The sequence below is a fragment of the Nitrospira sp. genome (assembly GCA_024760545.1).
Classification (GTDB): domain Bacteria; phylum Nitrospirota; class Nitrospiria; order Nitrospirales; family Nitrospiraceae; genus Nitrospira_D.
On record CP060501.1, the window covers coordinates 3,883,376 to 3,905,925 of the forward strand.

Consider the following 22,550-nt stretch of genomic DNA (forward strand, 5'->3'; position numbering starts at 1 on the left):
TGCAGGAGCGAATTTTACGCCTACTGTTGCTGCTTAGCAATGCGTATTGCCTCTGGACCACATGTTTCGATGCATCCATGAAAAAAGATATTTTCAAGAGTAAAAACGAGAGGGAGGTCTCTCCTTCCTTTTCGGTGCAGTACGAGAAGATTCGTCCTGTTCCAGAGCTCGAATAATAGGGCATCCTCTTGGAGACCTTCCGGCGTCGCATTGTCGCACAAGAGCGGCCAGTGCCTTGCGCATGCTCGTGAGTCCGGTCAATTTCTGGTCAATTGCGTTTATCTTGTCCAGGGCGAGAGCGCGGGTCTTGCCACAGGCGGGGGCTTCCTTCAATTCCATGAGGACGGCGACCTCATTTAAGGTAAACCCCAGAGCCTGAGCGCGTTTGATAAAGCGGATGTGTTTCACCATGTCCGCCGGATAGCGGCGGTATCCCATGTAAGGCTTGTCCGGCTCCGCTAGAAGCCCTCGCCGCTGGTAATAGCGGATCGTCTCGACATTGACCTCAACCAGCTTCGCCACCTTTCCTATTGTCAATTGCTGAGCCATCGAAGTTGCCCCTTGATTCCGTAGCTTAGTACAGGGTTTAGGATGAATCAAGAAACGGGTTCTAGAGAGGAACTTATGGATTCACGGAATGGAAACGGAACGCTCATTGTGGGTGCATTGGCTGCGGTGGGCGCGTCGTTATGCTGTGTCGGACCACTCGTCCTGCTAGCATTTGGCATCAGCGGGGCATGGGTCAGTAGCTTGATTGCGCTGGAACCGTTGCGCCCGGTGTTCATCGGTTTGACGCTGCTGTTTCTGGGACTAACCTTTCGCAAGCTCTATCTCCATCCTCAAGCTTGTGTCCCCGGCACAGCATGCGCTGACCCCCGCATAGTCAAACGTCAGCGCGGCTTATTTTGGGTAGTCGCGGGGCTGCTGCTCACCCTGCTCGCGGTGCCGTGGGCTGCACCATTCTTCTACTGAAAGGATATTTAGATGCGCAAAGTAAAATTGTTGTTATGTGTTTTCATCTTCTTGGATGGTTGGGTTGCCGTGGCCGCTCCGCCTGAAACGGTTACGCTCGCTGTGAAGAATATGACGTGCGAACTTTGTCCTATCACCGTGAAGAAGGCGCTCGAAAAAGTTCCGGGAGTGAGCACGGTGAGTGTGAATTTTGACAAGAAAACTGCCACTGTGATCTTTGATCCTGACAAGGCTAATCCGGAAATGATGACGAAAGCCACGACCGATGAGGGATATCCATCGGTAATGGGAAAGGAGTGAGATGGTAGACGTACTGCTTCAATCGGTTTTGACGTGCCCGCAATGTCAGAGCACTGTGAAAGAATCAATGCCGACCGATGCCTGTTTGCAGGTTTACGAATGCCTGCAATGTAAAGCGGTGCTGCGGCGAAAAGACGGGGATTGCTGTGTGTTCTGTTCTTATGGATCGGTAAAATGCCCGCCGGTGCAGACCTCGTGTCAATCATGAATCCAGTTCCTGGATCGCTGCAAACTATGGTATATTAGCGAACCCATGATAAAGCCAAGACACTCAAATGTGTTGCTTATCGCGCTGGTTCTACTGCTTGGAGTCCAACTTACCGGTCTCACCTGTCTGGATGAGTGGCAGGGTCCGATCCACTCAGCACAAGCTGAAATACTGAGCGGATCTCCGGCTACTGAGGCGAATGTGTTGGATCATGGGTGTCCTTGTCATTTTGTATTCCAGTCGGTATCCCTTGGTGTTCCTGAGATCTTGTCTCCTCACACAGATGATATAGGCTCAAGTCACAGGCTATACGTGCCAACCTTCGTCGTGTCCCTCTTCCATCCTCCTCTCAGCATCTAACGCATCACCAGAGTCGTTGCACATAGTGCGATCGAGGCCAGCATTGTCCGCCTGCGGACAATGGGGATTCCTGCACTATACGATCATGTGGCTTATCGGCAGCATTACGTTGCTCTTAGAAGGCACCGGGAATCGCCGCGCATGAACGATGGCTCAAGTCCAGAGGTGACGAAAGGAGCAATCTCATGATGGGGATGCGAGGGTCGAATTGGGTGGGGTTTGTGATGTTGGTGATCTTAATCATCGCTGCTGAGCCGATATGGCTGATCCTGGGGTTAGACACCCAGGAATTTGATAGCACGAAGATCCTGTGGGCCATTCCGATTGCAGCTTACGCCATTGTGGCGATCGTATTGTTAATACGAGGAGGTCCGGACCGCGACCTCTCCTGATTCTGGTTTTACGATGAGGCGGATGAAAGGAGCTAATTTCATGATGGATATGCGCTGGTGGAATTGGGTGGGCGTTGCGATGTTGGTGATCCTCCTCTTTAGTTATGTGCCGATATCGCAGTTCGTGTCGTCGGACACCGAGAACATTAAGTGGATTGTAGCCTACATCATCGTTGCCATTTTACTGTTAATAAAGGGAGCGGACAGATAGTGCCGAAGCTTCTTGCAATAAGCACGTATTCTACTAATCCGTCAATCGAGGCACGCACCAAGTGTTTAAAATAATTTGAAGTACGGATGGTGGGTCACGAATCGCAGTGTCACTCATGTGATGAGCAGGAAGAATTCGGTGAGCTGCTCAAATATACCGGGGCAGGATTTGCCGGGGGACTTATTACCGGCGCAGTACTTGATCATTTTGGATTCCAGCAAAGCGCACTCGGTCAATGACTCGTTCGCACGCTTTCCGGAGAAGGAGAAAGCCTGCTTGAAGGCATCTATGCCATCCGGCAACGCATTCGAGGTTCAGCCGGGTCAATGGCGTACGGATGGGGAAAGTTGTCTGGGATGATATTCCCGTGGGTCATCGATTGGGGAAGCCGAATGATCGGAATTGATGTCTACGCAGTGGAAGGGTTTTACATCCCGTTCTTTTACGCGTTGAGCGACCAATTTGGGGCGAGTGTCGCCGGATTCATCTTCCTTCGAAAAAGATCAGGGGCCTGGGGAAGAGCGCTGAATGAATACGTTAGACATCCCGTCATGCTGAGCAGTGCTGCAATTATTCTCCTGGTCCCTATTGGCCTGCTAACCGCGAGGCTGCTGGGGTTCAGTCCCACGACACAGACGTTAACGGCCATCGAAACTATTGTTGCGAATCTCTGTTGGATACCGCCGCTTATAGGTTGGGTGATGCGCAAGTAACCGTCCCTCACAAGTAAGGAGGAGTTGTCATGGTACATCTGCCGCGAACTCTGCTTTTGGTCGGAGTCCTCCTCATGCCGGCTCTCCTGAGCTGCACAGTGGTCCTGGCGCAAGAAAATCGTTCCTATCGATTGGACGAAATGACCGATATGGCGTTGAAACACAATCCCGCTTTGCAGGAAGCGGCCACTCTCATCGATCAAGGGAGGGGTGCTCAAGTGACTGCAGCGGCCTATCCTAATCCATCCATTACCGGAACCTTGGGACCGGGCAGAACGCGAGAGGGCCTCCGCGATAGCAGTTTTTTCGAGCGTGGAGTGGCAGTAAGCCAACCGGTGGAGTGGCCGGGTATGCGTCAAGCCCGTCAGCGGGCGGCAGAGGCCGCGCTCGCCGGATCCCAGGCGGCTGTTGATGCGACTCGTTTGAATCTGCTTGCTGAGGTAAAGATCGCCTTCTATCAACTCCTTCTCGCACAGCGCAATGAAAAACTGATAATGGAAGCTCTCGCCAGTGTTCAGGACTTCCTACGCGGCGTCAAGGCAAGGGTGGATGCTGGGCAGGCGAGACCATTTGAAGCCCTGAAAGCAAATGTAGAAGTGCAAAAGGTAAGCAATGATCTGAATCATGCAAGACACACCTTGGTTGTCGGACGCTCTCGACTGAATGCGTTGACCGGCGGCTTGCTCGGTAAGAACTTCGATGTTCAGGGCACCTTCGTTTCACCCCCGCTAGAACTCAACTCTGATGGTTTGGTTGCAAGCGCTAGAACACAGCACCCGACTCTCCGTCGTGTCAAAAAAGAGATTGAACGAGCGGAGCATAGCGTTGTGCAGGAACGCCAATCGCTGATTCCCTTTGTCACCGTCTCCGGCATCTTTCAACAGGAAGCTGCCGAGACGGCCTACCTGGCTCGATTGAGTGTCCCCATACCGCTCTGGTATCGGCGGCAGGGAGAAATCACAGGGGCCTTGTCGGCGAAGCAACGCGCTGAAGCAGAACATGCGAGGTTACAAAACGAACTAGTGGCAGCGATTACCGAATCTGTGGAGGAGGCCCACGCCGCCCAGGACCGGATCGGGGTATATGAGAAAGGGTTATTAAAACAGGCGGAAGAAACGTTGAGGATCGCGAGGATAAGTTTTCAGCAGGGCGCGGCGAGCCTGCTCGAATTCATTGACGCCCAACGAGTGCATCGACAAATGTTGCTGGAGTATGCGCAAGCACAGGCGAGTTTCTCCATCGAGATGGCGCGGTTGGAACGCTGGACAGGGGAGCTTCGATGAGCTGGCGCACTAAAGAGTCTCGCATCAGTGTGAATGCCGGTATTCTTTTGGGAAGTCTGCTTGTTTCCCTTGCCCTGGGCTGCAATGACAGTCCCGCACCACAACCGGCGCAGAAGGCACCCGCTGAGCAAGAGAGAATCCAACCTGGTCATGAGACCGGTGAGGCGCACCAACTAACCGTTCAACCTGAGGCGCTCGAGGGACAAGCACTCCAGACGGCAATCATCGAACGCCGCTCCTTCCGGGATGAAATCACGGCTACGGCCACGATCAAGCCCAACGAATACCGCCTGGCACACCTCAGCCCTCGCATCGAAGGCCGGGTCATCGATGTTAAGGCGGTGCTTGGTCAACACGTGAAGTCAGGGCAAGTCCTGGCCCTCATGGATAGTATTGAACTGGGCCAAAAGAAATCCGACTTCCTTCAGGCCAAGACGAATCACTATGTCGATAAACGGAACTATGTTCGGGAAGAAGGGCTGTACAAACAACAGATTACCTCGGAAAAGGAATTCCTGGACGCCAAGGGGCGCTATGAAAAGAGCCTTGCCGCCTTCCACGCCGCGCATGAAGCGTTACGCCTCATCGGCCTCTCCGAGGAAGACATCAATCACATCGATTGGAGTAGTAAGAAGCACCCCCTCTCCTATTTTCCTTTGGTCTCTTCCTTGAACGGCACTGTCATCGAACGGACGATCGCGTTGGGAGAATTAATCAGTCCGAAGGATACGGCCTTTACGGTCGTCGACTTGGCTACGGTGTGGATCATCCTTGATGTCTATGAACAGAATCTCGCAGCTGTTCGAGTGGGAGCCAATGTGGAGATTATGGTGGACGCCCTTCCTGGCGAAACCTTCAAGGGGGCAATCGTCTATCTCAGTGACGTCATGAATCCCGCAACCCGCACGGTCGATGCGCGCATCGAAATACCCAATTCCCAGCGTCGTCTCAGGCCCGGCATGTTTGCCAGAGCTGCGGTCATCTTGCCGGGGCGGGGCAATGATACGCTCGTCGCGCCGCTGGATGCTCTTCACCAGGTGAACGACAAGACAGTGGCGTTTGTGGAAAACAAACCAGGCACGTATGAGGTGAGGCAGGTGACCGTAGGACGGCGATCACCGCCGTACGGCGAGATTCGCTCCGGCTTGCATGAGGGTGAGAAGATCGTGACGACGGGGGCTTTCTATCTCAAATCGATCTTATTGAAAGAACAGATAGGTGGAGGAGGTTAGCGGCTGATGCCACTCGGAGAGCACCTGTTATGCTGAATCGAGTCCTCGAATTTGCGCTAGCAAACCGCTTTCTGATTCTGGTGTTTGCCCTGCTCATCCTCATCAGCGGCGTCTATGCCATGCGGCAGCTGCCGATTGATGCCGTTCCGGACGTAACACCGAACCAAGTCCAGATCCTCACGAATGGGCCTGGCCTTTCCCCAGTCGAGGTCGAGCAATTCATCACCTTCCCGGTCGAGGCTGCGATGTCCGGATTGCCTGGTATCACCCTGATTCGGTCTGTCTCCCGGTTCGGGCTCTCGGCAGTGACCATCTATTTTGACGAGGGAATGGACATCTACTTTTGTCGGCGCCTGGTGATGGAACGATTGCCTCGGGCCCGCGAAGCGATCGGACCGCGTTTTGGTAACCCAGAGCTAGGACCAATTTCCACGGGATTGGGCGAGATCTTCCAGTTCGAGGTCAAGGGAGATGGCTACTCCCTCATGGAGCTGCGGACCATTCTCGATTGGGACATCGCGTTCAAGCTCCGCTCCGTTCCTGGGGTGGTGGAAGTTAACACCTATGGCGGAGAGTTGAAGACGTATGAAGTGCAACTGGACGCCGCCAAACTGGTCTCCTACAAAATCCCGCTCGAGCAAGTCTTCCGAGCGCTCGAACAAAACAATGCCAATTCCGGCGGGGGCTATATCGAACATGCGCAGGAACAGTATTTGATCCGAGGCGAAGGCCTTGTGCAGACACTGGATGACATCGACAACATCATCGTGGCGACCGGACATGACGGGACGCCGATTTATATTCGCAATTTGGGCAAGGCGCAGTTCGCTCCGATGGTCCGGCAAGGCGCGGTCACACGCGACGGTCGTGGCGAGGTGGTTACGGGCATCGTCATGATGCTCATTGGTGAGAATGGACGCGTCGTCGTAGATCGGGTGAAAACCAAGCTACAGCAAATCGAGAAAACCTTGCCCGCCGGTGTGACCATCGAACCCTATTACGATCGGACCGATTTGGTCAGAAAAACCATCAAGACCGTCAGTATTAACTTGACCGAGGGTGCGCTGCTGGTGATCGCCGTGCTGTTTCTCATTCTGGGAAATCTCCGGGCCGGTCTTATCGTCGCCGCCGCCATCCCGCTTTCCATGCTGGTGGCGTTCACCGGGATGCTAACCGCCGGCATCTCGGGCAACCTGATGAGCCTCGGCGCGATCGACTTCGGCCTGATCGTCGATGCCTCCGTCGTCATGATTGAAAATACCATCCGGCATTTGACCGAGCGACGGCCTGCCGCCGGGGGTGACCGGCGCATGTCGGAAGACCAGATGCGCACGGTGGTCATCGAGGCAGGACGAGAAGTGCTCCGTCCGATCGTGTTTGCGGTCGGGATCATTATCATCGTCTACCTGCCGATTCTGACCCTGCAAGGGATTGAAGGAAAGATGTTTCGCCCGATGGCCGTGACCGTCATCTTTGCGCTCGTGGGGTCTCTCGTGCTGACCTTGACCGTCACGCCGGTGCTGGCAAGTCTGTTCCTTAACCAAGGCGTGAAAGAGGAGGAGACCTGGATCATTCGTCAGGCCAAGCGATGGTATCGCCCATTTCTCTCAAAGACGATGCAGCGCCCGGCTATTGCCGTAAGCCTTGCCGCTGCGCTGTTTGCCACCAGCCTCGGCGTAGCCGCCTTTCTTGGCGCAGAGTTCATTCCGACGCTCGATGAAGGCACCATCGCGCTGCAAGCATGGCGGCTGCCGAGCGTCTCTTTAGAGGAATCAGTTCGGACCACCACCCGCATTGAGCAGGTCCTCAAAGAGTTTCCAGAAGTGGCCACAGTTGTATCGAGAACTGGACGAGCAGAAATCGCGACCGATCCAATGGGTGTCGAGGTTAGCGACATCTATCTCATTTTGAAGCCTGACTCGGAGTGGACGACCGCCAGGACGAAGGACGACTTGATTGAGGCGATCAACCTGGCGCTGACTAAGGCCGTTCCCGGCAACATGTTCAGTTATTCCCAGCCGATTGAGCTCCGGGTCCAGGAATTGATTGCGGGGGTGCGATCCGACATCGCCATTACCATTTTTGGTGAAGATATGGAGACCCTCCGCCGCCTCGGCGATCAGGTCGTCCGGGCGGTGTCAAAAGTTCCCGGAGCGGCAGACACCAAGTCTGAGCAGGTGGCTGGAATGCCGTACCACGTAGTGGCCATTGACCGCGAAAAGATCGCTCGCTATGGCATCAATGCGGGGCAGATTTTGGATACCGTCACAGCGTTGGGGGGCCGAATTGTCGGTCAAGTCGTGCAAGGCAACCGTCGCTTTTTCATGCAAGTGCGGTTTAGTCCTGAAGACCGCAAGAATTTCGAGCGCATTCTGGATATTCGCATCGCCGATGCGCAGGGTCGCCTCATTCCGCTCAGGCAATTAGCTAATATTCGTATCGAAACCGGTCTGGCGCAAATCAGCCGGGAGAACATTCAACGGCGGCTGGCCGTCGAAACTAATGTGCGCGGGCGAGACCTCGCTGGATTTGTTGGCGCAGCGCAGAAGGCGGTGGCCAGTCACGTGACCCTGCCGTCTGGATATTGGATTGAATGGGGTGGCGAATTTAAAAATCTGCAGCGCGCGTCTGCTCGGCTCGCGATTGTCGTACCGATCGCACTGTTTCTTATCTTCGTCCTCTTGTACGCGACTTTCAATAGCCTCCGGCCGGCTCTGCTCATCTATCTCAATGTGCCACTGGCGGCAACCGGAGGCATTCTGGCGTTGGTGTTCCGTGGCATGCCCTTTTCGATCTCCGCGGGCGTCGGGTTCATTGCGCTCTTCGGCGTGGCGGTGCTCAACGGTGTCGTGTTGATGTCCTACATTTTAGATCTTCGCAAGCAGGGGCGCTCGGCGGAAGACGCAGCCTATGAAGGGGCGTTGGTTCGCATGCGTCCGGTCTTGATGACCGCGCTGGTAGCCAGCTTGGGATTCGCACCCATGGCTCTCTCAACGTCCGCTGGTGCGGAGGTGCAACGTCCACTCGCGACGGTGGTGATTGGCGGACTTGTGACATCGACTGCGCTCACGCTTCTCGTCCTTCCAACGCTGTATGTGTGGGAGGAGCGGTTCCGAGAGGCCTGGGCACATTGGTGGTATAAGACTAAAGAATCTTCGAAGCCATACGGGTAAGAAGTTTAATGCAGCGCGAGTTCCTCCTCTGTGAAGATGGGTAGGACGATAGAAGATCGTAGTCAGTTTAGAGCTATGCCTGTAAAGGCGGCGGGAATCCACGGAGCGGAACATGTGCTCGACGGTCGAAGTGATCATGAACTGAGCAGGAAAAGCGGGATTCAAGATAAGCCGTGGAGTGCCCATGGGAGGGAAGGGCAATGATAGCCGAAACGAGCGGTAAGGGGGTAGCGGCTCTAGCCAGTAACCGCATGCGCAGCCAGACATGCCTCCTAGGTGTGCCCACCCTGATCCTGCTCTGCGTGACCGGTGGGTGCGCTGGCTGGTGGTCCAGAACGCGCTGCCGCCGTCGGATCCTCCGCTGAAGATCGTGGTGGCACAGATCACGCTGGAGGCACCCATCACCAAGAGCACACAAATGCATACGTTTGAGGAGACGCCGTCTCCGGAGATCGAACCGAATCTCCGGGCTCAACTGGTTGAGGAAGTGGAGCTCAGAGCTCAACGGTTCTTGACGGAACAGTTGTCGGCGCAACCGGGGTTCCAAGTCCTGCCGTTCGCCGAGACCAGGCGTCTATTTGGCAATCTCGGCTTTCGACGGGAACATCTCAGCGACGCGCAACTCCGTGCCCTTGCCGACGAAAGCGGGGCCGATAACATTGTCACAGGACGCATTCTCGATTATGGTGCCGTCCGCTGGCAGTACTGGGTGAGTGGGTGGGGCTTGAGCGCGAGCATTAATCTGACGGTTATCGGTTTTGCGACTGCATGGAATCCCGCAGCCATCGGCTCGTACATGGCATTCGATCTGTTGACCGACCTCCCGCTCTGGTGGGGCGGCGCGTATGCCTTCGGCTGGGCGCTTCGGCCGGTACGGGTGCAGGTGGAGGCGGTGCAGCCCGGCCAGTGTGAAGGACCGGTGTGGAGCACAGAGGATGTCGTCGTGCTGATTCCAGGAAAAACGCTCGCGACCTTCCCGCCGGAAGAGCGGCGGCGGAAGGAAGTTCAGCTGAGGGTCAATCTGGAACGCGCCATGACACACATCGCGGAGGCGGCAGGCCGGTCGCTGCGGCTAAAACCATGTGCGACCGAACAGGAACTCGGGGAAACCCTGCAATGAAGAGACGGCATAAATATAAAGGAGACAGCCATGCATGAACCAATGATGGGGCCTTGGGGCTGGACGGGGTCTGTCTTCATGATCGCCTTTTGGGCACTACTGATTGTTGCGCTTGTCCTGTGGATCAAGTCGCTGCTGCGGCAGGAAAGAAGGGCGTCGGCATTTGGAGAACCGGAATCAGCGTTGGAGATTCTGAAAAAGCGCTACGCCGTGGGGAGATCAGCAAAGAAGAATTCGAAAAGCAACGCAGCGATCTCCTCTAAAAAACGAAAGAGGGAGAAGTTGAATGAGAGCTTCAGGTGCACCGCCTTCACGGTAGCAGGTAAGGGCCGATGAACACCGAGGAGCAGGTGATGGACCGAAACCATAACGGCGGCTTTGCGGGCTCATGGTGGCAATACCCGGTTCTGCGTAATGCGCTGATAGCCGGCATGCTGGCGGGCGTGGGATTTGCGTTGGCTTATCTGGGTGCGGTCTCTGAGCGGACCGAGGCCCTGTTCTATTTTGTGGCCATTCCGCTGGGCGGCTACCACTGGGGCTGGGAAGCCCTGGAGTCCCTGATCCACGAACGGGTCATCGGGATCGACTTCCTCATGATGGCGGCCACCGTCGGGTCCGGCATCCTGGGGCTGTGGGATGAAGCCGCCTTCCTGGTGTTTCTCTATGGGTCAGCCGAGGGCCTGGAAGAATATACCTACGCGCGCACGCGCTCGGCGATCCGCGCGCTCTTGGACTTGGCGCCCAAAGAGGCACATGTCCTTCGCAATGGCCAGGAAGTCACGATTCCCGCCGAAGCTCTGCAGGTGGGAAACCGGTTCCTCTCCCGGCCTGGCGAGACCATTCCAACCGACGGGGTGATTCGGATCGGAAATTCCAGCCTAGACGAAGCGGCAGTCACCGGTGAATCCATTCCGGTCGATAAGGTCCCTGGCATGAAGGTCTTCGCAGGCACCCTCAACCGGCAAGGCCTCCTGGAGATCGAGGCGACCGCGTCGTTTCAAGACAACACCCTGGCCAAGATTATTCATCTCGTGGAGGCGGCGCAGGAGCGCAAGGGGCAAGCACAGCAGTGGATCGAGCGCTTCGGTCGCCGCTACAGCCCCGCCGTGTTGCTGGTGTCGGTGGGGTTTCTCCTTGTACCCTGGCTTCTCGGTTTGCCGCTGGAGAATTGGGCCGAGCGCGCGGTGGTGCTCTTAGTCGCAGCTGCGCCATGCGCGCTGGTGATGTCGACGCCCGTGGCGACTGCTGCCGCGATTGGCTGGGCCGGCAAGCATGGCATTCTCATCAAAGGCGGCGTGCATCTGGAGCATCTCGGGAGGATCCGCGTGGCAGCCTTCGATAAGACGGGTACCCTTACTGCCGGCAAGCCGGTTGTCACAGACCTCATCACTCTCAACGGCTCACCAGGTGAATTGCTCGCGGTCGCGGCCGGCATCGAGCATGGCTCTGAACATCCGCTGGCGCGGGCCGTCCTTGAGAAGGCACGGGCTGAAGGGCTTGCTCTAAGACCAATGCAGAAGTTTGAGGCTCTGACCGGCGTGGGGGCTACCGCAGTGTCTTCTGATGGCGTGAGGTGGTATGTCGGCAGTCCGGCGCTGTTCGAAGAACTAGGGATCCCATTGGACGCAGTCCGAGAGAAGGTGCAGACACAGCAAGCCCAGGGAAAAACTGTCGTCCTCGTTGGGACGAATCACAACCTGTACGGCCTGCTCATCTTGCAGGATCGTGTCCGCGACGGCGTGAAGGATGTCATCCTTGAGCTCCGCCGCATGGGGCTCCGCTCGGTCATGCTGACCGGAGATAACGCGAGCACGGCCCGAACTGTGGCGGAGAGCTTCGGCCTTGATGACAGCCTGGCGGATCTCAAGCCGGAGGACAAGGTTGAAGCGGTCAAGGAGTTGGAACGTCGCCACGGACCGGTTCTGATGGTCGGCGATGGGATTAATGATGCGCCGGCCCTGGCGGCTGCAACCTGCGGCGTGGCCATGGGAGCTGCGGGAACCGATGCGGCGATCGAGGCGGCAGATGTGGCACTGATGGCCGATGATCTGGCGAAAGTGCCTGAGGTACTGCGGCTTGCGTTCAGAGCGAAGCGGATTAGCACGCAGAACATCGTCTTCTCCCTTCTATTGCTGGCCATTCTCATTCCTTTGGCCGTAAGCGGTGTCCTGAGTGTGGCCTTGGCCGTCGTTGTCCATGAAGTCAGTGAACTGATCGCCGTCGCCAATGGTCTCCGGGTCGCTCGGACGACCTAAAGCCCCTAATCGAGGTTCTCCAGCAGCTCCTACGAGATTGATGTAGAAGCGATCATGCCAGGCTAAAGATTTTGGAAGTACGATTGGATCGGGTTTAGGGCGCAGGAATCAGCTAATTATAAGGCTGGAGTAGGATTCATGAGTCTACCGATCTCTCTTGGATTATTTGTACTTGCCGAATTATGCGAGATTGTGAGGTGGGTATCTTGATATGGCTGGCAAGCGGAGAGGGCAGGCATTGGGGTTACGGCGCAGCCGGCTCACTTTGGGCGCTCAAGCCCAATGCGGCCTATAGTGTTAGAAAGGTGAGCCAGGCCCAGAAATGTCTGCTTGTTGTAAGAATGACGAGAGGAGTCAGACTGATGAGCAAGGAGCCTCATGAGTCGGCATGCCGCTGAAGTAGATTTTCCCCTGTGCATCCAGGAGAACGGTGGATTTGTTTGCATTCGCCGATCGAGGGCTGATGAATTAGAAATACCGTTGACGGGTAACATGGACGAGGGATAGAGGTCGGCAGACCATACGTTGCCTACGCTTCCCACGGTAAGCCCTCGGCTGGTACAGATTTCCAGTCTATATTGCAATCTCGAATCAAGTTCTCCTCCGCATCAGTCTCTTGCGAGCACAGTACTTCGAATCTGATCTTTCCGGTTCTTCCTTCTATCGTTTCATCATAGCGTTATCTGCCCGGCTCCGCACGCGAGCTCATCCCGCCGTTTCCTCTGTAGCGGGACGAAAGCCTGAGATGCGGGCAGGAAAGCTCTGGGAAGGACCATCCCATGACTCGCTCAATTCGATTTTTGCTGCTGGCCATAACAGTCCTGAGCATGACCCTCGCGGTAGATGGACGCCATGCCGTCGATGCCGCCGATCAGGCTGCACAATCGTCCTTGGCGTTACCAGATTTGATCCCGGAAGCCTTGGCCAGAAATCCGGAACTTGTGGCGGCGCGCAGGCAATGGGAAGCCGCCTCGCAACGGATTGTGCAAGCTCGATCGCTGGATGATCCCACGCTGTCCGTGCACTTGTGGAATTTTCCGCAGACCTTCAACGTCACGCAGACGCAGAACAGCATTTTCGGTCTTTCGCAGAATCTCCCGTTCCCCGGCAAACTAGCTCTGAAGAGCGAAATAGCGAGCCGGTCGGCCGAAATGACAGAACAGGTTCTCCATGGGAAAGAAAGGGAACTGATCGCTCGCGTCAAGGAGGCTTACTACGACCTGTTTCTTGCGCACAAGGCAATCCAGATTCATTATGAACAGGTCGAATTGCTCAGGCAGTTCTTCGAGATTGCGAACGTGAAGTTCCGGACGAGGAAGGGATCGCAGGCCGATGTGCTCAAGGCTCAGGTCGAGCTATCTGTGTTGCACCAGCAACTTCCCGTTCTGGAACAGCGTCGCGAGACCGCAGCAGCGCTGCTGAACACCCTCCTGGACAGGGACCCTCTATCGCCTTTGGGCGTTCCTCAGGAGCCGTCTCTGATGCCGATCGACATAACCATCAACGATCTGCATCGTCTTGCACTGGACACTAGGCCGGAGTTGAAAGCCGCAGAACTGGCTGTTCGACATAGTGAACAAACTCGCGCGCTTGCCCAGCGTCAGTACTACCCGGACTTCAACGTGGCGTTTCAGCGCTTTCAGAACTTTCAAGCCAGCGATGGATTCGGCGCCTACGTGGCGATGACCATCCCCTTTTCGTTCTGGACCAAACCGAAGTATGACGCTGGTCTGCAAGAAGCTGTCGCGTCGGTTGAAGCCGCGCGGGCACAGCGGCACACGTTAGAAAACATGACTCGCTTTCAGGTCAAAGACCTCCTAGCCAAGGTTCGGGCGAGTGAACAGGTGGCCAAGTTGTATCACACCACGATCCTTCCTCAGGCCGTACAGAACCTTGAAGCCGCGCGAGTGGGGTATCGCGTGGGAAGGGGAGGGTTTCTGGATCTTATTGATACGCAACGAGCCTGGAGGGGATTTCAGCATGAATACTACCGAGCGCTGGTCGAGCGGGAGCATCGTCTTGCGGAACTCGAACAGGTGATCGGAACTGGTCTGAATAAAAACAGCTAAGAAGGGAGGTATGGGCATGCGACAGTTCCTGCGCAAAAAAAGTCTTGTTGTACCTGAGGCGGAATTCCGCCCATAGATACTGATCGGACTATCGCCCAGCCCGTCAGCAAAGCCGGCCTCTTTCCACATCCGAATGTTGCCATCGTGGCCCCAGCGGCGGCTCTTGGAGAAGATCGCATCGACTTGCGCCATCGTGAGTCCTTGTATCGGATTGTCCTTGTTGACGTAGACCGCAAGCGCATCAATGGCGACGGGGATCGCGGTGGGTTTATATCTGTGTTTCTTTTCGAAGGCATCGATCTCGGTATTTTTCATCGAGCGGGACATCGGCCCAAACTGCGCCGTGCCTTCGATCAATGCCGGTGGAGCGGTGCTCGAACCCTTGCCTTCGATCTGAATTTTGACGCTGGGATATTGTTTGCGAAATCCTTCGGGCCCAGAGGGTCATCAGATTATTGAGCGTATCCGAGCCGATGCTGTTGACATTGCCGGATACCCCGCTGACCTTGACGTAGGCTTTCAAACCGGGGTCGAGCGTGACCACGTTATCGGCATAGACCGGAGAACTGTTGGACATAAACGCCCCAAGAAGGGCGACACACCCCAGACCGGACCAGGTAATTGCTCTGTTCATTGCGACCTCCTTTCATCATGCATAAAGGTTGATGTTTGAGGGAGACCCGAGTTGAGTTACTGGAGCGTAGCCGGCTCGCGAGCGTGAACGAGTTGTGAAGGCTGGCCATCTCTTTCTTGAGACTCTGGGGGGAACCAATGCCGTGTCTGGTTGCAGACCCGACAGATGGAGAGCATCACAGGCACTTCCACCAGCACGCCGACCACTGTCACCAGAGCGGCACCGGATTCAACACCAAAGAGCGCGATCGCCGTGGCGACGGCCAATTCAAAGAAATTGCTAGCTCCGATCAATGCGCCCGGAGCCGCCACCGAATACGGCACCTTGAGCCATTTCATCGACCCATACGCCAGCGACGCATTCAAGTAGACCTGGAGCAAAATCGGAATGGCGATCAAGATTACATGCCAGAGTTTCCCGGTAATGTTCTCCGCCTGAAAGGCGAATATCAGCACCAGGGTGAGCAGCAATGCCACAATGGTGACAGGACCGAACCGGCCTATTATGTTCGCTTCGAACCATTCTTTTCCGTACTGACCGATGAACCACATCCGCGCCGCAATGCCGATGGTCAACGGAATCACAATGAACGCAAGGACTGAATAGAAGAGTACTTCAAATGGAACGCTGAGCGATGACGCCCCGCTGACCAGAAACCCGACGATCGGCGCGAATAGGACGAGCATAATGAGATCGTTGACTGCTACCTGAACCAAGGTGTAGCCGGGATCGCCGTCCGTGAGATAACTCCAGACGAACACCATAGCGGTACATGGCGCTGCCGCCAGGATGATCGAACCCGCGATATATTGGTCAGCTTCCCCCGGCGTGACCCAGGCGGAAAAGATGTAGCGAAAGAACAGCCACGCGAAGAAGGCCATCGAGAACGGCTTCACCAGCCAGTTGATCACCAACGTCACGGCCAGGCCTTTCGGCCGCTTGCTGACATTGCGCACGGAGGCAAAGTCCACCTTCATCATCATCGGAATGATCATCAACCAGATCAACATGGCGATGGGGAAATTGATGTGGCTCCCTTCACCGAATTCCAGACTTCGGAAGGTCTGAACGACATCAGGCAAGGCCTTCCCAAGGATAACCCCCGCCGCCATGCAGCCAGCGACCCAGAGGGTGAGATACCGCTCAAAGAGATTGAGTTGTTTGCTCGCGGGTGCCGTCATTTCAGTAATTCCTCAATACGGTTCTTGAGCATGAAAAACGCCTGATCAAACGCCGCGTCTTTTTCGGCCTCGGATCCGGTGACTTTCGCCGGATCAGGTGTACTCCAATGCAGTTTCTTCGCCTTGCCGGGGAATAGCGGGCAGCTCTCTCCGGCGGCTCGGTCGCAAACCGTGATGATGAGGTTGTATGCTTGCCAAGCGACTTCATCCACTGACTTGCTGCTTGGATTCCCAGGATTGATACCATGGCGTTGTAGCGTCTCGATCGACTTCGGGTGAACATAACGCGCGGGCACGGTTCCGGCGCTCCAGGCCTGATAGCAGCCTTGGCCGAAATGGTTAATCAGGGCTTCGGCCATAATGGAGCGGCAGGAATTTCCCGTACACAGCACCAGCACTTTGAGCGGATGCTTTTCCATCAGCCGCAACATCCCGCTGTGTTCTCGGAAGGCTCGCAGCAATTCGGCGTGCCCATCGTTTCCGGTGTGCAGCAGGCACTTTCTGGGCTAACGGGTTTCTCAGCAAAAATCTGGGCGTCTTCCATCGTCCGGTAGGTTTCCCATGCCACGCCCGCAGGGTCTTGCACCCAAGTTTTATCGGACTTGGCATAGCAACAGACCGTTTCACCTTCATCAAACACGGGCAACGCTGCGCTTTTCATCCGTCCGCGTAATTCATCCAGCTCGCCAGTGTCATCAACTTGAATCCCGAGATGGTCGACACCCTTCTTGCTGGCGCGGGTCGAAACCGCAAAATTCACGTGCGGGTCATCGAGCAGCCACTTCGCATAGTCCGCTTTGGTTTTGACTGGCTCCGCGCCGAACAGGGCACTATAGAAGGGAATGGCCTGTTCGATATTTTCGACACCGACATGGATGTGAAGGCGTTTCATGATGTTTTCTCCTTTGCTTCGCAGCAGTTGGACAATTCAATGATCGAACATTTCCGCTTTTTATCATTGCGGATGCTGGCAAACTCGATCCTGCAGCAGTCTTCGACCATGAAGCGGATCAACCCTGAGAAAAATTCGAAATTAGCACTGTAGATAATGGAGCGACCTTCTCGACGCGACACGACAAGATCTGCATGACTCATATGCGACAAGTGAAACGAAAGCGTATTGTGAGGGATCTGCAAGGCCTCGCTCAGTGAACCGGCCGACGCACCAGACGGTCCATATTTCACGAGCATACGAAACACCCGCAGGCGGGTATCCTGTGAGAGCGAATCAAAGGCGGCGAGAGCTTGTTTAGTGTCCATATGTCCAGAATACTAGACAAATTATAATGAGTCAACCCTCCCCTTCCCTCTTGTCTCTGTGACGGCCGCGATGAAACCTCATCAGACACCTTCGATGATCCTTTCTCAGACACTGCCCGCACCCCGCGGATCCTTCGCCCGAGTCTTTCACGACGGAGAGACGCGTGATGGACAGCGTCGAGCTGTCCTAGGTCGCCACCACCGTTTCATCTATTCTTGAGACGACGAACGATTAGAAATGAGGCAACATGCTCATCAGTCAGTTATTCACTGTGATTGTTGCGCACCAACATGTTGTTCATGAAGTTATCCTCAGAACATGGGATCTCAGAGCCGTAATGTTTTCACTTGTACCTATGGATTCTTCAAGGAACATGCCCTCAAAAACGGGGATTTCAAGGACGAAGTCAAAGAACAGCCGGGCTCAGCCTCCGTGGTCCAAGGTATAAGTGAAGACCAGGCGGGTATCGGCTATAGCGGTATAGGATATCTCACCTCGAACGTCCGCACCGTTCCACTGGCAGAGAAGGACGGCATGCCGTATCAAGAGGCCAACCAACAAAACGCGGACAATGGATCCTATCCGCTCTGGCGCCATCTCTACCTCTATGTCAACAAGGTGCCGAATAAACCTTTGGATCCTATCGTCAGAGAATTCGTCAAATTCATCTAGAGCAAAGAAGGGCAACAGGTGGTGATCAAGGATGGGTTTTTCCCACTGAAAGCCGAGATGATCGAGAAAGAACTGAAGAAACTTGATTAGCGCGTGGTGCCCGCTATGGGACGATGATATCTCCCTCGCCCCTTATGGCGGGGGAGAATATCGAGAATCTGTCCCTGGCTCATCGCCATTACCGGCGTGAAGATCTACCCACATCGACACCTTAGCACAGCCATAGGCTCCAGCTACTGCCGCGTCTTTAACTGCAACCATGCTGCAGCAGTCCGGACGAAGCGAGTCCCACCCGGCGGAAGGCCTGGGGACACTGGAAACATCAGCCGGGTGCGAGTCGCTCGTCCAACTCGTTGAACCACCGATGCCACCGTTCCAAGTTTCCTGGACCAGCATCGCTTCAAGCCAGCCCCAGGCATCTGAGGATTTTCAGAGCTGATCCCAGCGTAATGGTCGACCGTTTCTGTTCGAAATCATTAACCGTCGGGCCGCTGACACCCGCCAGCACGGCCAGCTTCTTCTGGCTTAATTTCTGTTCCTTGCGGCGCCTTACCGCTTCTTCGACAAGGCCTTGCCAATCAAGGCGAAGGTTCCGTTCCATCGTTTGTCCATGTGTGAGAATATTTCATCTTTTATCGAATTGCTGCCGATCTTGCTCTTCGCGATGGCCTCCCTGGCGGCCTGCCGGCGTCGATCCAGCTGACCCGTTGCCATCGCCATAGCGTCTGTGGATAAACCGAAATCCTCACCCAATCGGATCAGTGTCTGCGGCTTCAAATTCACTATCGAAATATTCGTAGCACCGCCGATCGATAGCGCAATGGTCTTATATCCATACAAGACTGCCGATACGGCGTCGTACGCGGGTGACAATCGCAAGCCGGTATCGGTATGGAACATGGCGAAGTTCTTTAGATGCATGTCGGTGTTGCCGAGCAGAACCCCGGCGAGGATGCGCAAATAGAGCTTGTAGATCTCGGCGGGCAGGCAGCCCGGCGTCTGCCGAAGGAAATCCGCCATGCTTTGGTGGCTTCCGCTGTATTTTGCCTCGGAAGGGTTGCCCAGCAACTGGTTAAACTCCTCGAAATGTATCCGTTGGCTGTCCGCTGTCCGGTCAAAACGCTTGATGATCAGCGCCTGATCGGTAAAGCCCTCAATGCGTCCCATGTACAGATGAACAATGCTGTCGTCGGGCAGCAGCGCCTTGAGCGCCATCGTTGTCAGGTATTCATTGGCCGTCAGGTCCTCATGACGCGGCGACGGGAATTTTCCGATATGCGTGCTCAATTCCCTCGCGCGCGCCGGCCTGAATTTTCCATCCTCCTCGATGAGGGCCAACTTGGGCTGGATACCCGAGAGCGATGCCCGCCCGGCCATGACCGCCATGTCCATGGGGTTGTCAGGTTGGATGGTGCCGCGCTCCTGCGGTTCCGGATCGATCACGGAGACGGCGCCAGCGCAGTCCTGCCCGAAAGCCAACAGCAATTCAAAGCGCGAGGCCCGGCGCTTGGCCAGTAGGCGCGTCTGCGCTTCTTCCAGCCAGCCTTCTGCGACCAGGTTGTCAAAGAATGGCGGCAGCCCGGACTCCGATATCACGGGCTCTGTCTGAAGAGGAAGAGTATGCGCTATGGACGGCTGACCAGAGGAAAAGTAACTTTCATGATAGGTAAAAGAAGTCCGGTCTCCTGGTTCCTGGCGCAGGATTCCTGCGAAGTGGTCCTTATAATAGATGTTTCCCCAAAGTAAGTTTGCCATGGTAAATTATAATTTACCATGAACGAATTTAATTTAAAAGGGTAAACTATATTTTACTGTTAATATGTTATTGATTCTGTGGTAAACCAAAGTTTACCAATTCAGATTCAACGGGGAGAGGAAGATGGTTAACGGTTGTCGAGCCTGCGATCACGCCGTCGATTAGTAGGAAGACCAAACAGAGGCGAAAAGTGGCGTAGATTAGCCCTAGCTCATTCTTCACTCCAAGCACATAAGCATAAACCCTACGTGTTCCCGGCGTGTTCTCTTCACAGCACAACTGGCCCAAATTCCCCTGAATTGGGCTGACCAGAACTGAGTCGAAAAAAAGCCAAACGCCGCTCCTACAGATGGTTTTCACTGTTCTGACAAGGAGATGTGAGGGAAGGTCGGAAGGGCTTAGGAAACCGCTGCTCTATCCAACTGAGCTACGGGGGCGTGACTGTAGTTTCAATGGTTTGCGACTCCCTGTCAACCCCGATCGTACCCTCCATTCCGGTTTCAGCCTCCTGTTCCCATAGATAGCCTTCTCTGTATGGCTAGCCTACCGAGATGCATGCCGCCATTCGCCGTGATTGACTTGGCCCTCATGACCATGGTTTCGTACCGCCGCTGATCAGCGGATCAGCAACGCCAAAGAAACCGGGTGAATGCCGGTCAGGGCGCAGGTTCCCAACCGTGAGGGATGAGGAGGGCATGGCACATGGAAGATCGTACGTCGAGTGACTCGGTGGTCAGCAGGAGGCAGGTTCTGCAAACGATCGTGTCAGGCGTGGTGGTAGGCATTGCCACTCAGGCGGGAAGCGAGCTGGTTTTTCCTCGAAGAAGCTATGCCCAAAGCAGTTTGAGTCCGGACGAAGCTCTGGAGAAATTGCTTGTAGGGAATCAGCGCACAGTCGCGAATCAACTGACCTCGCTCGAACACGACCTCGCCATTCTGAGAGAGCATACGGTCGACAAACAAGAGCCATTCGCCGGGATCCTTGCCTGCGCCGATTCTCGTGTGCCTGTGGAACTCGTGTTCGATCAAACGATCGGCCGACTATTTGTCACTCGAGTGGCTGGAAATATGGTCACGCCAGAGGTGATTGCCGGACTCGAATATGGAGTTGCCGTCCTTGGGATCAAAGTGCTGCTGGTCCTCGGTCATAGTGGATGCGGAGCGGTCAAGGCGGCGATGAAAACTACAGCGGTACCCGGGCAAATCAGCGCTCTGTATCAACACCTTCAGCCGGGAGTGGCACGGTCCGGCGGCAACATCGATGCGGCAATTGAAGCCAATGCGCGGATTCAGGCAGAGTTGCTGCGCATGTCTTCTCCTGTGATCCGGGATGCGATCAAAGCCGGAAACCTCAGAGTAGAAGCTGCGGTGTACGATCTTGCCACCGGCAAAGTTTCGATGAGGTGACTGCCCGGCGCACAAAGTGACTGACGCGACTTGGCCATATCCCGAACGGGATGGAACGCTCCCATGTTCGACATCGTGTGCCGCTGGAGAAGCCCTCGTCTTGTTTAGGAAACCGCTGCTCCATCCAACTGAGCTATGGGGGCATGGCCGAACGCTAGGGCACTGGCAGTCGGATTGGAAGGGGAGAGGTGGTCTGCGCCGAGGCCCTCAAAATGCTCTGCATAAGCGGGCATGGGGTCAAACGAGAGTTCTTCCGTTATGATTTTCCCCTGCGCTTCATGTACACGGATGCAACGGTGGCTCATCACACGCAATGCGGTAAACAGCCGATGAGCCGGAGTCATCGGCCTTGGAATGGAAGGGCAGGGGCAGAGCAGTGAAACTCCCTGCCGCGTCAAGTGGCGCACCGATTCGATCATCCGGTCCGCCAGCCGGTCGGCCTCGTTGTCCGTCAAGCCGTTTACAGACAGAGTTTCAAGCAGGCCGGAGATCACCGCCGTGTTGGTTTGATAGCGCTCTAAGGCGCCGGCCAAACACTGGGACATCAGGCGTTCCAATTGCCGCGCGCTGAAGGCACGCGCCACATGGATCATCGCAAGGGCTTTCCGAGTCTGCTGCCGTCGGCCGCGAGCCAATTTCCCGATAAGCAGCGCATCGAATGTGTGGACTCCATCCAGGTACACGATTGGACGCCCGGATAGGGCATGATCGACGAGAACCTGTGAGGCGATTCTTGAGGCGACCGGATGACCATATAACACCGTTAGTCGATCGGATGGATTCAGTACAATCGCATGGCTGCCCTGATCTCTCGCTGCTTCTCTCACAGATTTTGGCCGTGAAGCGCGCCTGTCACGGAGATGCCCCACGCCAGTAGCCGGCAACCGTATCGCGCTATTTTTTGTTGCTTCTGCGCCGCTCATGCCGAGGTGTTCTCCTATCCGCAGCACCCACCGGAAAAGACTTGTCGCTGCCGGTACGCATTCCAGCAGGAGGCGCACAGCTGAACCGTGGAGTGGGTCAGACTATCAATTGATTCCACCCGCTGCTCGACGACCAGGCCACAATCAGAACAGGGGCCTGTCGTCACCGATGATGATCTATGCTCTTGGACTATCATGAGGCACCACCTTCGTATTCGAACGCACACGTTGATTGCAGACTGCCGACATAAACTCGTTTCCCTGTCTGGATCTCATCATGCTCCGAAAACGCCCAATCAGTGAGCCGGTATGAGGTGGCTGCAGTCCCCACTGAATCGTTCGCAGTCGGGTATCCAACGCGGCCACAGTCCTCTCCAAATTCATCAACCGGTCTTTCGTGATGACTGTTTGTTCGATCATGTCCATCG

At 55.5% G+C, this 22,550-nt stretch carries 22 protein-coding genes and 2 pseudogenes; 14 read left to right on the forward strand and 10 right to left on the reverse strand.

Features of this window, described 5'->3' with window-relative positions; translation table 11 throughout:
• Positions 1-93: 93 nt before the first annotated feature.
• Complete coding sequence (locus tag H8K03_18290) at positions 94-549, reverse strand: MerR family transcriptional regulator (protein UVT19714.1); 456 nt, start codon at positions 547-549, stop codon at positions 94-96.
• Between the two features lie 42 nt (positions 550-591).
• Here H8K03_18290 and H8K03_18295 point away from each other — a divergent pair, with 42 nt between their 5' ends.
• The 12 genes and pseudogenes from H8K03_18295 to H8K03_18350 all read left to right on the forward strand — a co-directional run bounded on the left by H8K03_18295 (position 592) and on the right by H8K03_18350 (position 14,288).
• Positions 592-972 (forward strand): mercury transporter MerT, encoded by a 381-nt coding sequence (locus tag H8K03_18295; GenBank protein UVT19715.1) that lies wholly within the window; start codon positions 592-594, stop codon positions 970-972.
• A gap of 12 nt (positions 973-984) precedes the next feature.
• Complete coding sequence (gene merP, locus H8K03_18300; protein ID UVT19716.1) at positions 985-1,272, forward strand: mercury resistance system periplasmic binding protein MerP; 288 nt, start codon at positions 985-987, stop codon at positions 1,270-1,272.
• A 753-nt stretch (positions 1,273-2,025) separates the two neighbouring features.
• Entirely contained in the window at positions 2,026-2,232 is a 207-nt protein-coding gene (locus H8K03_18305; protein ID UVT19717.1) for a hypothetical protein, read from the forward strand.
• 22 nt (positions 2,233-2,254) lie between these two features.
• Positions 2,255-2,443: a hypothetical protein gene (locus H8K03_18310; protein UVT19718.1), complete on the forward strand. Its 189-nt coding sequence runs from the start codon at positions 2,255-2,257 to the stop codon at positions 2,441-2,443.
• 86 nt (positions 2,444-2,529) lie between these two features.
• Positions 2,530-3,156, forward strand: a pseudogene (locus tag H8K03_18315) (hypothetical protein).
• Between the two features lie 29 nt (positions 3,157-3,185).
• Entirely contained in the window at positions 3,186-4,439 is a 1,254-nt protein-coding gene (locus H8K03_18320) for a TolC family protein (GenBank protein UVT19719.1), read from the forward strand.
• Positions 4,436-5,671 carry an efflux RND transporter periplasmic adaptor subunit gene (locus H8K03_18325; GenBank protein UVT19720.1) on the forward strand — a complete coding sequence of 412 codons (1,236 nt, stop codon included), beginning with the start codon at positions 4,436-4,438 and terminating at the stop codon, positions 5,669-5,671. The genes H8K03_18320 and H8K03_18325 overlap by 4 nt, the downstream gene beginning before the upstream one ends.
• 29 nt (positions 5,672-5,700) lie before the next feature.
• Positions 5,701-8,844 (forward strand): efflux RND transporter permease subunit, encoded by a 3,144-nt coding sequence (locus H8K03_18330; protein UVT19721.1) that lies wholly within the window; start codon positions 5,701-5,703, stop codon positions 8,842-8,844.
• Positions 8,845-9,109: 265 nt separating this feature from the next.
• Entirely contained in the window at positions 9,110-9,964 is an 855-nt protein-coding gene (locus H8K03_18335; GenBank protein UVT19722.1) for a hypothetical protein, read from the forward strand.
• 30 nt (positions 9,965-9,994) lie between these two features.
• Complete coding sequence (locus H8K03_18340; GenBank protein UVT19723.1) at positions 9,995-10,300, forward strand: hypothetical protein; 306 nt, start codon at positions 9,995-9,997, stop codon at positions 10,298-10,300.
• A 17-nt stretch (positions 10,301-10,317) separates the two neighbouring features.
• On the forward strand, positions 10,318-12,219 hold the full coding sequence (locus H8K03_18345) for a cation-translocating P-type ATPase (GenBank protein ID UVT19724.1): 1,902 nt from the start codon (positions 10,318-10,320) through the stop codon (positions 12,217-12,219).
• 779 nt (positions 12,220-12,998) lie between these two features.
• Positions 12,999-14,288: a TolC family protein gene (locus H8K03_18350; GenBank protein UVT19725.1), complete on the forward strand. Its 1,290-nt coding sequence runs from the start codon at positions 12,999-13,001 to the stop codon at positions 14,286-14,288.
• A 36-nt stretch (positions 14,289-14,324) separates the two neighbouring features.
• On the opposite strand, the pseudogene H8K03_18355 reads toward H8K03_18350, so the two are convergent.
• The 5 genes and pseudogenes from H8K03_18355 to H8K03_18375 all read right to left on the reverse strand — a co-directional run bounded on the left by H8K03_18355 (position 14,325) and on the right by H8K03_18375 (position 17,363).
• Positions 14,325-14,865, reverse strand: a pseudogene (locus H8K03_18355) (substrate-binding domain-containing protein).
• Between the two features lie 113 nt (positions 14,866-14,978).
• The gene (gene arsB, locus H8K03_18360; GenBank protein UVT19726.1) at positions 14,979-16,103 is read right to left on the reverse strand and encodes an ACR3 family arsenite efflux transporter; all 1,125 of its coding nucleotides are present in this window, start codon (positions 16,101-16,103) and stop codon (positions 14,979-14,981) included.
• Positions 16,100-16,522, reverse strand: a complete 423-nt coding sequence (locus tag H8K03_18365) for an arsenate reductase ArsC (GenBank protein UVT19727.1) — start codon at positions 16,520-16,522, stop codon at positions 16,100-16,102. The genes arsB and H8K03_18365 overlap by 4 nt, the downstream gene beginning before the upstream one ends.
• On the reverse strand, positions 16,522-16,995 hold the full coding sequence (locus tag H8K03_18370; protein ID UVT19728.1) for a VOC family protein: 474 nt from the start codon (positions 16,993-16,995) through the stop codon (positions 16,522-16,524). The genes H8K03_18365 and H8K03_18370 overlap by 1 nt, the downstream gene beginning before the upstream one ends.
• Entirely contained in the window at positions 16,992-17,363 is a 372-nt protein-coding gene (locus H8K03_18375; protein ID UVT19729.1) for a helix-turn-helix transcriptional regulator, read from the reverse strand. Before H8K03_18375 ends, H8K03_18370 begins: the two co-directional genes overlap by 4 nt.
• 319 nt (positions 17,364-17,682) lie before the next feature.
• On the opposite strand from H8K03_18375, the gene H8K03_18380 reads away from it, so the two are divergent.
• A complete protein-coding gene (locus tag H8K03_18380; protein UVT19730.1) occupies positions 17,683-18,036 on the forward strand; it encodes a hypothetical protein in 354 nt (117 codons plus the stop codon).
• 400 nt (positions 18,037-18,436) lie between these two features.
• On the opposite strand, the gene H8K03_18385 is transcribed toward H8K03_18380, so the two are convergent.
• Entirely contained in the window at positions 18,437-18,637 is a 201-nt protein-coding gene (locus H8K03_18385) for a helix-turn-helix transcriptional regulator (protein UVT19731.1), read from the reverse strand.
• Positions 18,586-19,791 carry a HipA domain-containing protein gene (locus H8K03_18390; protein UVT19732.1) on the reverse strand — a complete coding sequence of 402 codons (1,206 nt, stop codon included), beginning with the start codon at positions 19,789-19,791 and terminating at the stop codon, positions 18,586-18,588. The genes H8K03_18385 and H8K03_18390 overlap by 52 nt, the downstream gene beginning before the upstream one ends.
• Positions 19,792-20,476: 685 nt before the next feature.
• Here H8K03_18390 and H8K03_18395 point away from each other — a divergent pair.
• The gene (locus H8K03_18395) at positions 20,477-21,199 is read left to right on the forward strand and encodes a carbonic anhydrase (GenBank protein ID UVT19733.1); all 723 of its coding nucleotides are present in this window, start codon (positions 20,477-20,479) and stop codon (positions 21,197-21,199) included.
• 104 nt (positions 21,200-21,303) lie between these two features.
• Here H8K03_18395 and H8K03_18400 read toward each other — a convergent pair whose 3' ends face one another.
• Complete coding sequence (locus tag H8K03_18400; protein ID UVT19734.1) at positions 21,304-22,122, reverse strand: hypothetical protein; 819 nt, start codon at positions 22,120-22,122, stop codon at positions 21,304-21,306.
• Between the two features lie 177 nt (positions 22,123-22,299).
• Positions 22,300-22,548 carry a hypothetical protein gene (locus H8K03_18405; protein UVT19735.1) on the reverse strand — a complete coding sequence of 83 codons (249 nt, stop codon included), beginning with the start codon at positions 22,546-22,548 and terminating at the stop codon, positions 22,300-22,302.
• Positions 22,549-22,550 lie beyond the last annotated feature (2 nt).